The 13,228-nt window shown below is 46.1% G+C and carries 8 protein-coding genes and 1 tRNA gene; 4 read left to right on the plus strand and 5 right to left on the minus strand.

Annotation, left to right across the window (positions count from 1 at the left end; translation table 11 throughout):
* Both QUA20_RS00930 and QUA20_RS00935 read right to left on the minus strand, forming a co-directional pair.
* Positions 1-1,349: serine/threonine-protein kinase (locus QUA20_RS00930; RefSeq protein WP_333184458.1), on the minus strand; the 1,349-nt coding region annotated here is incomplete at its 3' end.
* 396 nt (positions 1,350-1,745) lie between these two features.
* Positions 1,746-2,204, minus strand: a complete 459-nt coding sequence (locus QUA20_RS00935; protein ID WP_172193402.1) for a GatB/YqeY domain-containing protein — start codon at positions 2,202-2,204, stop codon at positions 1,746-1,748.
* A gap of 808 nt (positions 2,205-3,012) precedes the next feature.
* Between QUA20_RS00935 and QUA20_RS00940 the strand changes: the two genes are divergently transcribed.
* From QUA20_RS00940 to QUA20_RS00950, 3 genes are all read left to right on the plus strand, one after another.
* Positions 3,013-4,005 (plus strand): ribose-phosphate pyrophosphokinase, encoded by a 993-nt coding sequence (locus QUA20_RS00940; protein WP_333184463.1) that lies wholly within the window; start codon positions 3,013-3,015, stop codon positions 4,003-4,005.
* Positions 4,006-4,351: 346 nt separating this feature from the next.
* Complete coding sequence (locus tag QUA20_RS00945) at positions 4,352-5,095, plus strand: DUF3747 domain-containing protein (RefSeq protein ID WP_333184466.1); 744 nt, start codon at positions 4,352-4,354, stop codon at positions 5,093-5,095.
* Between the two features lie 145 nt (positions 5,096-5,240).
* On the plus strand, positions 5,241-5,687 hold the full coding sequence (locus tag QUA20_RS00950) for an S-layer homology domain-containing protein (protein WP_333184687.1): 447 nt from the start codon (positions 5,241-5,243) through the stop codon (positions 5,685-5,687).
* A gap of 132 nt (positions 5,688-5,819) precedes the next feature.
* Here the strand turns inward: QUA20_RS00950 and QUA20_RS00955 are convergent, their stop codons facing one another.
* The 3 genes from QUA20_RS00955 to QUA20_RS00965 all read right to left on the minus strand — a co-directional run bounded on the left by QUA20_RS00955 (position 5,820) and on the right by QUA20_RS00965 (position 11,271).
* The gene (locus QUA20_RS00955) at positions 5,820-6,734 is read right to left on the minus strand and encodes a hypothetical protein (RefSeq protein ID WP_333184469.1); all 915 of its coding nucleotides are present in this window, start codon (positions 6,732-6,734) and stop codon (positions 5,820-5,822) included.
* A complete protein-coding gene (locus tag QUA20_RS00960; RefSeq protein WP_333184471.1) occupies positions 6,712-11,016 on the minus strand; it encodes an AAA domain-containing protein in 4,305 nt (1,434 codons plus the stop codon). The genes QUA20_RS00955 and QUA20_RS00960 overlap by 23 nt, the downstream gene beginning before the upstream one ends.
* A 182-nt stretch (positions 11,017-11,198) precedes the next feature.
* Positions 11,199-11,271: transfer RNA gene (locus tag QUA20_RS00965), tRNA-His, on the minus strand.
* 396 nt (positions 11,272-11,667) lie between these two features.
* On the opposite strand from QUA20_RS00965, the gene QUA20_RS00970 reads away from it, so the two are divergent.
* Positions 11,668-13,191: a serine/threonine-protein kinase gene (locus QUA20_RS00970; protein WP_333184473.1), complete on the plus strand. Its 1,524-nt coding sequence runs from the start codon at positions 11,668-11,670 to the stop codon at positions 13,189-13,191.
* The last annotated feature ends 37 nt before the right edge of the window (positions 13,192-13,228 follow it).

The following is a 13,228-nucleotide window of genomic DNA, read 5'->3' on the forward strand; positions in this document are numbered from 1 at the left end:
TCTGGGCTTGGTTCCGGCAAAGGTTCTGGGCTTGGTTCCGGCAAAGGTTCTGGGCTTGGTTCCGGCAAAGGTTCTGGGCTTGGTTCCGGCAAAGGTTCTGGACTTGGTTCCGGCAAAGGTTCTGGGTTTGGTATCGGCAAAGGTTGCGGGGTTGGGGTTGGCAAAGGTAGCGGGTTTGGTATCGGAGTTAGTGTCGGCGTCGGACTTGTAAGTGCTGGCGGTGTCGGAGTGGGTTTGGGGCGCGAATTGTTGAGAAATGAGCCTACTAAGGCCCAGGAACCGAAGCCAGTCAAGATTACTAAGCCCGTCAGCAGTCCGATCGCAGCGATGGGATTGTCCCAAAAAGAGCCGCCAACAGGCTCAATTAACGGGTCTGGCTGGTTTTGGGGGTGGGAACTCTGGGCGGCTGGCTCCGGCGACCGGCCCACGGCCACCGTTGCTATTAGCGAAGGGTTTGTCGGCACTACTACTGCTGGCGCGGGCGGTACAGTTGGCTGGCTAGGCTTAGGATTAGTTTGGTTGTCGAGTGCTTGGGCGACTTCGCTGACAGATTGATATCGATCGCCCGGAGACCGGCTCAACATCCGATTCAGCACCAAAGCCAAACCCGTGTTCACCTGCACTCGCTGCTGCCAATTCCACTGCAGCGTGGTTTGATCGAGCAATTCCTGCGGTTCTTTGCCCGTCAGCAGGACGATCGCCGTTACAGCTAAAGCGTAGAGGTCGCTGCTGGCAGTTGCCCGCCCGCTTTGCAACTGTTCCATCGGCGCGTAGCCGATTTTGCCGACAGTTGTCGCGTGGGCTGTTCCTTCGGGAGACTGAACTTTGGTGGCGAGTTCCTTCACCACTCCAAAGTCAATCAGTACCGGCATTTGATCGTTTTCCCTGCGGATGATATTTTCTGGGGAGATGTCGCGGTGGATGATGCCGCGGGCGTGGATGTGAGCCAGTACGGGCAGCATTTGCCGGATAAATACCAAGACTTCGGCTTCGGTGAAGGTGCGACCATTTGAAGTTCGATCGAGCATCAGTTCGCGGTAAGTCATCCCTTCCACGTAATCCTGCACTAAAAACAAACGCTGGTTCTCTTCAAATATTGCCCGAAACTGGGGAATTTGTGGGTGCCCAATTTGGTAAAGTATTGCCGCCTCTCTTTGAAACAATTCCTTCGATTTTTCCAAAACGTAAGGCCCGCTTTGCACCGGAATCAATTCCTTCAGGGCGCAGCGTTCTTGAAACCGCCCCAAATCTTCTACTAAATAAGTCCGGCCAAATCCTCCTTGACCTAAAATATTCACCAAGCGGTAGCGGTTTTGTAGGAGAGTTCCAATAGCAATAGGTGGCTGCATAAGTTTAAGTAGAAACTGTTAAAAAATAGACGATCGCTCACAGACTTAGTAATGCTATGTCTTTAATGCTCTTGAGCATACTTCACTGTCTGTAGTCCCCAGTCCCGACCAAAATTAGCATTGTACATTTTTTTGACATTATTGAACGCAAGGATGCTGAGAAACCGGGTCTTTTCACGAAAATACACAGGTTGCAACCCGCATATCCGAGCAAAAACCCGGTTTCTGCGTCAATATCTCAAGGGAGAAATGCACGATTTTTCGTAGAAACCGGGTTTTTTGGTCTTAGCCCTAATAAATTGTCGCCCCTCGGCCTAAGCCATACATCTCTATAAAGCTTGAGATTATTTATCGGAGATGTCTACTGTCTACTGACTACTGACTGCTGACTGCTGACTATTGACTAAGCTTTGCTTTAACCATGTCTTGAATTCTGTTACCGTCTGCTTTGCCTTTAAGCTGCTGCATTGCCTTGCCCATCACCTTGCCCATATCTTTTGCAGAAGTAGCGCCAACCGAAGCAATCACTTCGTCAACGACTTGACTCACCTCTTCGTCTGACATCTGCGGCGGCAAATACTCTTCAACAATTGCTAACTCCGCCTCCTCTTGTGCGACTAAATCTTCGCGGCCGCCTTTGCGGTATTGTTCGATCGAATCCCGGCGCTGTTTCGCTATTTGCATCAAAATTTCCAGTTCTTGAGCTTCTGTCAGCGTGTCTTGGCCGGAGGGACGGAGGCTGACTTCTTTTTCGAGAATAAATTTCTTGATGCCGCGAACTGTTTCCAAGCGAACTTTGTCCTTGGACTTCATGGCTGCTTTGATTTCTGCGTCAATGCGTTCTCTTAAGCTCATCGATTTCTACCTTGCTTTGCCCGATATCAAAAATCTGGAGTGCGCTCCCGATTCTTAATTTTTTTTACAGTATTTTTCAAGTTTATTGCCTGTTGGTGGCATTTTTATTGCATTAAACCCGGATGCCTTCGGCCTTCGACTGAATTTTGGGCGGCTAGACTTCCAGCCTCGACCCCAAATTGGCTCGCGCCAGAATTTTGAGACGTAGGGGCAGAAGTGCGATCGTACTTCTGCCAGTAATGATATCGCTAGAGCCCAGATTCCGCACCCTGGGGTATCGCACAGCACAATTACGTAGAAAACTCTATCTTTAACCCACATTCCGCCGCCTGGGGTGTCACATAGTATAATTACGCAGAAAACTCTATCTTTAAAGTGATAAATTATGCCTTTAAAAAGTTTTTTACCAGTTAACCTACGGTATTAAAGTACGATTTATAGCTTTATTGATGGATAAAAATAAGTAAAAACCGATTGTGACCGTTGAGGGTGCGGAATGTCGGATCGAAAGTAAAGTAATAAATTATGCCTTTAAAAAGTTTTTGATCGGTTAACCTACGGTATCAAAGTATAATTTATAGCTTTATTGCTAGATAAAAATAACTAAAAACCGATTGTGACCGTTGAAAATGCGGAAGGTGGGCTAGAAACCCGGTTTATCGGACATATTTCTCCAAGTCCTATTCAGTTCGCCTAACTTCACACTTGTGGCAGCTCCGAAAGTTAAATCTCTCAAAGAATTGGCTGAATATTTCTAGTTTCAGATGGTAAGATAGCGGTGGAATAAACGTCCTGCAAGAGGCCTGCTGTGATCCGTTCTGCTACTTTACCGCTTTCGCTTCCCGAGCCGCCGGTTTCCGCTCACGACCGTCTCCGGCTGTTCTCCGGTTCTGCTAATGTTCCCCTCGCCCAAGAGGTGGCTCGCTATCTGGGGATCGATTTGGGGCCGATGGTTCGCAAGCGGTTCGCTGATGGGGAACTCTACGTTCAAATTCAAGAATCGATTCGGGGTTGCGATGTTTACTTGATTCAGCCCACTTGTGGTCCGGTAAACGATCGCCTCATGGAATTGTTAATTATGATCGATGCTTGTCGGCGCGCTTCGGCCAGACAAATTACTGCCGTCATTCCCTATTACGGATATGCTAGGGCTGACCGCAAAACGGCTGGAAGAGAGTCGATTACTGCGAAGTTGGTGGCTAATTTGATTACTGAAGCTGGGGCCGGTCGCATTTTGGCGATGGATTTGCACTCGGCTCAGATTCAAGGTTATTTTGACATTCCTTTTGACCACGTTTACGGTTCGCCAGTGCTTTTGGATTATCTGGCGAGCAAGAAGTTGACGGATATTGTTGTGGTTTCGCCGGATGTTGGCGGAGTTGCTAGGGCGAGAGCTTTTGCCAAAAAACTTGGCGATGCTCCCCTGGCAATTATTGACAAGCGCCGCCAAGCTCACAACGTGGCAGAAGTGATGAACCTCATCGGTGATGTGAGGGGCAAAACAGCCGTGTTGGTGGACGACATGATCGACACTGCCGGCACGATTTCTGAGGGCGCGAGATTGTTGCGCCGCGAGGGTGCGAGGCAGGTTTATGCTTGTGCTACTCATGCGGTGTTTTCGCCTCCGGCGATCGAGCGTTTGTCTAGCGGGGTGTTGGAAGAGGTAATTGTTACGAATACAATTCCTGTGCTTGAAGAGAACCGTTTTAAGCAGTTGACAGTGCTTTCGGTAGCGAATTTGCTGGGAGAAACTATTTGGCGGATTCACGAAGATAGTTCTGTTAGCAGTATGTTCCGCTAGACAGGAAAGGCGCTTTTTGAATGTTTGTTTTAGGGTGCGTTACACTTGGTTAACGCACCATTTTTTTTGCGGATAGTGCGATAATTTCCCGCAAGTAATATCAAGTACCTCGGTAAAATAGCCATAACACTTGTAGGGGCGGATCTCACGAAGAATGTGTAATTCACATCCAGAATATCTATAAACCCGCCCTCACCGGGCTACAAACCAATTTTATTGTCGTTGTGCGATCGCTTGGTACCACCGGAACAAGAGATGCTAAAATCCTATCTTGTTGTCTAAAGAACACGACTTTTTTATATTCTAGATAAGTCTCATTCAAATAAGGAGCCAATAGGCAAAAATCATGAAATATTCACTTGTACGAACAGCGGCCGCACTGGCAGGTTCAGCAATTTTAACACTCGGGGCGATCGGTTCGGCTAAAGCATTTACTTTTGACGAAACCGAAATTAGCCAAGACCGAGTAATTGTCATCGCCCAACCCCGCCCTTACGGTGGCTACCAATTGCTAATTTTAGAACAGGTATCTGACAAACGGCAGTGCTGGAGCGAAAGCGGCTCTAATCCCGTGAAAGTTAATCCGTTATTAGTTACTTTTGATTTCACCGGTATTTGTGGTCGCGCAACAGACAGTAACGGCTTTTCAATTCGCATGGCCGGCACCGATTTAGCATTAAAATACAGCCTGACATTGGAAAGTGTTGATGGCAATGTTCTATTAATGGGAACTCCGGTAGATTTCCAAGGTGATTCGGTGATTATCGGTCGGACAAACGGCGATGTTAACGACTTCATGAAAATCAGTCTCGATCCTGCTTGGCACTTGAGTAAAAGAGCTTACCAAGGCCGAACATTAGGTCACTTTTATTTCACTACCAATCAACCCGCACCGGGAACAATTGGCAATACCGGAGGCAATACCGAAGCAATACCGCAGCCCTTACCGCAGCCAATACCAATACCAATACCAATACCAATACCGCAGCCAACACCGCAGCCAATACCGCAGCCAATACCGCAGCCAATACCGCAGCCAACACCGCAGGAAATACCGCAGGAAATACCGCAGGAAATACCAATACCGTAGGCAATACTGGCTTTTCTACAATTCGGAGATAGCTACCGATGATATCTACGCTTCCGAAATTAAAGAAGCTGTGGGCTTTGGGTTTGTAGCCCGGTTTTCTCAAAATAATACCTTTCGACCGCAACTTGCTGTTACCAGAGAGCAATTGGTATCTTTAGTATTGGAATCCTGGAAAGGAATACAAGATGCTAATATCACATTTCCTAGCAATGTTTCTATCCGTCCCTATAGCGACCTTCCTATTTCCCGCTGGAGTACCGGAAAAGTTCTATTTGCGCGGGACAACAAGATAGTTAGCGGCTATCAAGATGGAACTTTTAAACCTACGCAGCCCGTCACTCGCGCTGAATTGATGGCGGTGCGCCGTCGAGCGGCGGAATTTGGTTTGTCGGCGCGGGGAATGCAGCCGAATTTAGTTGCTAAAGAGCCGTCTAAAACTTTTTCAGACATTCAGAATTATTGGGCTGCTTCTATTATTACTCAAATGTCTTCTTATTGTTCTGTTGCTGCCACTGTTAACGAAATTGGCGGTTTGCTCCGAATGATTCTGCAAAAAGGAATTACGGGGCGGCGGCTACTTTGCGGATACTGAAATGCGTTAAGGCTCAGTAATATCGTGTTCGGTCAATTATCCGCAATCAAAGTATTTGTAGTGAAGGCTTTAGTCTTCATTACAAACCAATCTTATTGTGATAGTTCGATCGGACATGGTATAATTCCTGTTTTATTGCTTCTTACTTTTTCCTTCTTCCTTCTTCTTTCTTCCTTGTGCTGTAGATGGCTTTTTGGGAGTTTTTTGAACGGGGATTGTCTCTGACTCTTGCTGTGCGATGTCGGGGATTGATTCGCACAAGTCGTTCAAGGAAAGTTTTTGTTGAGATTCAAGTTCGTTGAGTCGGTTTGATGCTGTTTCTAATATTTGCTTTCCCTGTCGGACTTGAATAGTAGTTTTATTTTCGATCGCATCTAACAACACAAAAATCGAGACTGTTTGCCAAATATCTAAATCGTCGCCGATGACATCGCAATTAGACACAATTTTGCCGTTTTCAGGGACGTGAATTCCTAAGCCGGAAGCTTGAATTAACGGCTGGATTTCTGCTATACTTAAATCCGCAAGGTCGGTAATTTTATGTTCGAGCAATACTAAATCTGCTAAATCTGGCAAGTTGACAGCTTCTGCCGCTAAAGCATCGAATTTAAAGGTAAGAGTTTGATTAAGCGGATCGGAAATGGCGTAAATTGATTGAATTTGCGATCGACTAACCGCACCTTTATCGAAAAAATCTCTGCCTTGCGGGGCGATCGCAATTTTCCCATTTTCAGCCACCTCCAAGCTTTCCAAACTAACCAGAGTCGCCGCCGCAGTCTTCACAAAAATCTCGTCTAACCCCAGCAAATCCGCCAATTCCTTCAAAGTTGGCGCAGGTTCAAACTCAACGCCCGCCCGCAAAATGAACTCTTCCAACACGTTAAACTGGCGCGGTTCGCTAATCGCCACCTCCAGCGGAGTTTGCCGGATCGCAAAGCGGAATTGACGCGCCGCCAACACTGACAAACCCGGATTTTGTTGCTCAATTTGTTCCGCTAGCGAACTTAAATTTGAGTCAATTGTTTTAGTTGAGGACGCTAGAAACATCTACAAAACCTCCGCAGTGACGCACCGTTTTTGAAACTTCCTGATACATTTTTCCGACAGTACCTGTTTGTTGGGTAAATAAATCGTGGCAACCGACAACTACCAGCAATTCTTGAGCGCGGGAAAATGCCACATTCACCCGTTCCGGTTCCTTAGCAAATCCAATATCGCCCCTAACATTATTGCACACTGTGCTGACAATAATTACAGGTCTTTCCATGCCTTGAAATATGTCAACCGTACCAGTGCGGATGCTCAAAGCAGGGAATCTTTCGCCTTCGATTCTGTCTTTAATTGCATTTAATTGAGCAGCATAAAAAGTGATAATTCCGATTTCTTTCGGTGGTTCACCGTCGGCAACTTTGGGCCGCCAAGCTGTCTCCATTTGTTCGCACAAACGCTCGATCGCATCAATCTCCTTGATATTCAACCGCGAAGTACCCTGTTTTTCCTCTTCAAACCCTTGTCCGATCGGCGTTTTCACCCACAGAATGTGATTATTTTCTTGAATGATTCTACCTGCGAGGTTGTGGGCGCGTTTGGTGTCAGCTTCCTGAATGCCACAGTTGAGTTTTTGCTGGTAAAACTGATTGATTGCGCCCATAATTTGCGGGTGCATTCGATACTGAGTTGTCAGCATTTTTTTGATGCTGTCGCTGGCATTTTCAAACAATACTTTAAACAAAGATTCTTTTATGAAGCTAAGTTCGTCGCCGGTACAGCCGATGTCTTCAGCAATATCGTCGATCGTACTTTGATTAAACATCGGCGGCAATTGCCTGTGATCGCCCACTAATACTAACTTTCTGCCTTTCAAAGCGGGAATTAACAACTCTGGGGGAGTGCATTTGCTAACTTCGTCAATGATGACTGCATCAAAGCTGGGAAAGTTTTTAGTAAAATCGAAACTGGCAGCTTGCACGCAAGTAATGCCTATTACGTTGGCATTGTCAATATAAATTTGCTTTAAATCGTTGCGGTCTTTTTCTGATGGATTGCGGAGTTTTTGAATCCAATCTGTCACAAACGTTTGAGAGCGATTTAGTGCTGTTTCTTCTTGTTCTAATTTCCGCTGCCAAGTTTTGAAGAGGCGCTTAATTTTACTTAAAAAAGCTACGCTGAATAATCCTGTATTCGGAACTTCTGGCTGGTATTGAGTCGGGATAGTTTGCCATGCTGACTCCCACCAATTTCTCTCAACAAGTAATGCTGCTGTTGGTTGCTGCTGTTGCAGTTGAGCGGTAATTTCGCTCAATTCTGCTTGAAGTTGTGCGAGTTGCTGCTGCGAAGTTGCAGCCGCAATTTGCAGCGGGGATAAATGCTCGTCAAGACTGTTTTTGAGAGTCTCCAAAACCCCAAAAGGATCTAAGTCAGCAATGGATTTTTCAAGCTGAACCGTGCTTGCTTTCCAAGCCTCAACTTGCTTGACAAACTGCTGCGGTTGCTCCCAAATATTGGATTTTTGGGCGAGATATTGTTCGGATAAAATCCGCAATTTTTCAGGTGCGTTTGGCTGTTGGACAATTGCTTGCAACAAATTAGTAACTTCGCTAATTTTTAAGTTTGCCTCTTGCTGCGCTGTTTCTACCTGAAGTTTAGCGGCGGATATTTGCTGCTGGTTTAAGGTTTGACCGATTTTATCTAATAACTGTTGCTGTTTTATAAGCTGCTGTTCGGTTTCGGTTTTCAGGGGAACCACGCACTGACGCGCATTTGCGAGGATACTGTGCAGCAATTCTTTGACTAGGCGATCGAAGGTAGCCTGGATATGATTTGGCTGCAAGGATTTACTGTAAAATTGTTGAATGCTACCTAAGAAAGTGCCAGCTTTTTCAATGATAAATTTGCGCTGACTCGGGCTGACTTGGGAGTAGCTGGCGAAGTCTTTGGCTAGTTGCTGCCACTGTGTACGATCGCCCGCAGAGAGAACGATCGGCGTTTGACTCAAATTTAGGTGCAGAAACTCGCTAAACCGGAACTGTTGCCCTTGTATGTCCTTAAAACCCGCGCTTTCTTCGTGGGATATCGCCTTTTGCAACCGATCTAAATCGGGCAAATTGATTTTGCATTTGGGCGGCACGATCGGCAATTTGAGCGATCGGGCAATTTTCAGCAATCCTGCGGGCAATTCTACCATATCATCCGTCAGCATTGCGCCCGTTTGCCAGCAAGTTTTCACAACTTCATAGAGCCCCGTATCTGCCGTCTCAATCCATTGTGCAACGGCAACGACAACGGCTGCAATTTCCGCTTTTCGCAGTTCCAAATTCTTGATTTTCTGTTCGAGATTGTGGCGGTGTGTCTGATTTTGCCGATCGCCCAATTCGAGTTGATTCACAGCATCCGACATCTGCCGCGACACCCGCAACGACTCCGCAACCGTTGACATAGCGTGACAAACATCATCAGCGCGATCGAATGCTGTCTTAAATTGCGATATTTGCGCTGCTACAGTTTCCTGCAGCCAAACCCCAATCCCAAACGCGCCGCAAGCAGGGCGATCGAAACCTATTTGAGTAGCATTGCTAGCGGCAATCCGAACATTTGCCATAAAGTTTTCTACTAAAACATTGCCTTCTGAATATGGTTTTAGTCGGGGCATAAACTCGGCAACTTCTGGAGATTCCCAGTTGAGCTTAGGCGCATCCAGCAGATTTTCTAAACCACTAACTAGAGATTCAATCTCGCTTTTCTCGGTTAAAATCAGTTCATAATCTGCTGTTTGCTGGCTGTACTTTTCCTCAATATTTGCTTTACTGTCGTGCAGGTGTTTTAGTTCATTAAAAAAATCTTTCTCGGCGACAAAGTAGGCGGTAAATCGCTCGGATTCTGCCACCAACTGGCGCAAAGATTTGACATTCGTTTGGCGCTGCGAGAGCTTTTGTTCGCAGTCAGTCGCCGTATTTTGCAGCCAAGTGCCGATCGCATTTTCCTCTAAAAACGGCTGCCCTTCTTCCTGCACCTTATGAGCTTTTCCCTTCCGCAAAGCCCGAATCGCCGGATTGTGAACTAACCGACTCAAAGCATTGTCTACAGCCAAATTTGCTTGCGAAGCAATAAGCGTTTTGCCGCCCTGACGGGCAATTTGATAGCAAATCTCCGCAATCACAGTCGTTTTGCCAGTTCCCGGCGGGCCTTGAATCAAAATTAAATCCCGCGCCGAAAGCACGGTTTCTACGGCGGCAAGTTGATCCTCATTAGCATTGCGATTTAATAAGTTTTCCCGATCCAATTTAATCAGTTTTTCCGGCATTCTCGCCTGAGAAGAGTCGAATAAAAACTCGCTCAAATAGGGATTTTGAGCGCGCCCGTCTGTCAGCATTTTTAAAGCTTTTTTCTTGCGTTCGATCTGACTGATATCGCCCGCAGCCTCAAAATACAAGAATCCTTGTTTGGGCAGTTGATATCTGCCGCCCGCCATGCGATCGCCTAAATCAACATCTAACTTAATGCGTAATTTACCATGTTCAAAGTCAATTTCAGCGATGCTGCCCAATGTCTCTCCATCGCGGCTGCTTCTGCTTCCGGGCGGCGAATCAAACAGGATAATTTCTTCATTTCGTGCCTTTTTTAGCCTTTCGCGAAAGTCGCCCAATTCTAAGAAATTTTCCTCGTAGCCGTCAAGAGTTGCGGAATTACGATCGATTTCAAAAGTGACGATTTTGAAGCCGGAACCGTAATTGTGTCCTCGGAAAGGCACGCAAAATTGACGCGCTTCCGCGATGCGTTTTTCCACATTTAAAAAAGTATGCCAAACTTTTAGCTGTTCGGTAGTTGGTATGTGTCTGTCGTCCCAAAATGGCATTTGTTGGACGCGGGCGATCGACTTTGCAGGAATTGGCGATCTACTGTTAGCCAAAAGTCGCAACTGCACCGGCAAAGCATACCCATCTTTCCTCCCTCTGGGAACCGCCACCAAACCAGCATCCAGCAGTTTTAAACCGCCAATTCCGTCTTCACAGCGTACAGTTGCTAACAACCGCAAAGTGCGATCGGCTTTTTGCAACAATTGGGGTAATTCAAAATCATCTCCATCCGTAGCAAGCAGCAATTCCCAGATTTCTTCTTCCGAAAATCTCTCATTTACCTTTTGGCGGCGCACGTAGAACAGATTGTGCGATTTGCCAGCTATCTCCGACATCAGAATTTCCGCACGTTCTCTGCATTCCCAATCGCAATATTTCCCTAAAGCTGCTTCTCCTTCAATATCCCGAATAAACTTATTAATTGTGCGATCGCCACTAAATTTATATCCCCAATCTTCTGTTACTAAAGATGGCATATTTTGATTTTAGATTTTAGATTTTAGACTTTAGATTGGATTTAAGATTAGCACATCAGAACTTGTACCGACAGAACCGCTAAATCCCCAAAAAGATTAAGGTGTGCACTGCACACCCTACGACGATCGCAAATTACCGTACAGCCGACGGGCGATCGAATTAAACAGTTCAGAATTAAAAGGGCGAATGATGGGAATTGAACCCACGAATGGTGGTACCACAAACCACTGCCTTAACCACTTGGCTACACTCGCCATATGTTTTTAACTATAGCATCAGATCTCAGCACAAGTCTAGGGGTAAGGCAAAAATATTTTGAAATATTTCTGAGCGTCCCTGAACCGGACAGATCGATTGTGCCTCAAATTTCAAGCACAGTAAGAGTTTAGCACAATTTTCGCTCCGCGCGATCGGCAACTATCCCGCGCCCGGGCCGTCGCGCGGCCCGGACTCAGCAGCTCTGGCAGCGTCCCGATTCGACCCAGCGCATTAAAATAGCCTAATATCTCGAACTACATCAGTTGTCAACCCTCTCTCTTCTCTCTTTTCTCTCTTCCCTATTCCTTCGCGCCGCTTCGCGTCTTCGCGGTTCGTTTAAAAAAAAGTCTTGTCCGCCATCTAAAATCTAAAATCTAAAATCTAAAATCGATATGAGCTACTGTGTCAACCCAGAATGTCAAAATCCTCAAAACTCCCACACCGCCAAATTTTGCTTAAACTGCGGCTTTAACCTGTTGCTGAGACAGCGATATCGCCCAATTGAACTTTTAGGTAGAGGCGGATTTGGTAAAACTTTCCTAGCAATTGATGAAGACATCCCATCTTTACCGCGCTGTGCAGTCAAGCAATTTTATTTTTACGACCGTGACCCCGCAATTTTCAACAAAGCCGTTGAATTATTTCGGCAAGAAGGCGTCCGTTTAGACGAACTCGGAAAACACCCGCAAATCCCCACATTATTAGCCTGCTTTGAACAAGAAGGTCATATTTATTTAGTTCAAGAGTTTATAGAGGGATCGACTCTTAAACAAGAATTAGACCAGAATGTCTACGATGAAGATGAAATTTGGCAACTGCTGCAAGACTTATTGCCCGTGCTGCAATTTATCCACGACAAGCGCGTCATTCACCGCGACATCAAACCCGAAAATATTATCCGCCGCCAATCGGACAACAAACTTGTATTGATCGATTTCGGCATTGCCAAACTAATGACTGATACAGCCATACTCCGTCCAGCAACGCTCATCGGCAGTCAAGATTATGTAGCTCCCGAACAAATGCGCGGCAAAGTATTTCCTGCTAGCGACCTTTACAGTTTAGGTGTTACTTGCATTCGCCTGATGACGCAAGTTCCTCCCTTAGATATGTACGACTGCAACAACGATCGCTGGTGGTGGCGCGAGTTTCTCCCCAAAGCCACGAGTATTAGCGAGGAGTTAGGCGAAATTTTAGATAAATTGCTGCAAACTAATCTCAATCAGCGGTACAGTTTTGCTGCGGAAGTTTTGCAAGATACCCAAGCAGCTTTAGATATTCGCCATCAAAATTTGCTTTCGCCGAAAAAGCCGATCGCTCCTACTCTCAGTCATAGCGACAACTCAACCGATCTCAGCGCGCTACAAACTCCTGATTCTCCAATTTTACCCACAAATGCCGTCCCCAATTCCGCAGAAACTTTTTCCTTATCTGTTACTTCAAATATCGAGCCGACCATGATTTCTGCACGGGGAGTTGATTATACCAAATTGCGGGATTTTTTGTCAAACAAAAAGTGGCAAGAAGCCGATCGCGAAACTTGGGGCTTGATGTGTCAATCTCTTTCCCAGCCACCGGGAACTCAGCTAGAAATTAGCCAAATTTACCAGCTACCCTGCGAAGATTTGCAAACAGTCGATCGTCTGTGGTTGCACTACAGTCAAGGTCGGTTTGGCTTCAGCATCCAAAAGCAGATTTACGAAAGCGTTAAGGGAGATTATATCAGATTTTGCGATCTGGTCAACTGGCAAACCTACAATTCTGCTAATACTTTAGGGCAGATTAAATTTAGTCAGCAAGCACCAATCGGACACCTCCCCTCTCGCAGTTGGGTTGGCGGCATTCAGTGGCTGCGGCATCTCGATGCCCTGTCAGCAAAATTAACCGAGTGCGACAATAAAGCTGCTCCTAAATAGTAATTTAGTCTACCGACTCACTAAGTAAAATTTCATA

Source organism: Microcoleus sp. Pol7_A1, from assembly GCF_036701085.1.
GTDB lineage: Bacteria > Cyanobacteriota > Cyanobacteriia > Cyanobacteriales > Microcoleaceae > Microcoleus > Microcoleus asticus.

What these genes read in the sequence shown, in the direction of transcription:
- QUA20_RS00935 (WP_172193402.1), bottom strand. Translation starts at nt 2,204, where the DNA reads ATGAGCTTAAGAGAACGCATTGACGCAGAAATCAAAGCAGCCATGAAG.
- QUA20_RS00945 (WP_333184466.1), top strand. Translation starts at nt 4,352, where the DNA reads ATGAAATATTCACTTGTACGAACAGCGGCCGCACTGGCAGGTTCAGCA.
- QUA20_RS00955 (WP_333184469.1), bottom strand. Translation starts at nt 6,734, where the DNA reads ATGTTTCTAGCGTCCTCAACTAAAACAATTGACTCAAATTTAAGTTCG.
- QUA20_RS00960 (WP_333184471.1), bottom strand. Translation starts at nt 11,016, where the DNA reads ATGCCATCTTTAGTAACAGAAGATTGGGGATATAAATTTAGTGGCGAT.
- QUA20_RS00970 (WP_333184473.1), top strand. Translation starts at nt 11,668, where the DNA reads ATGAGCTACTGTGTCAACCCAGAATGTCAAAATCCTCAAAACTCCCAC.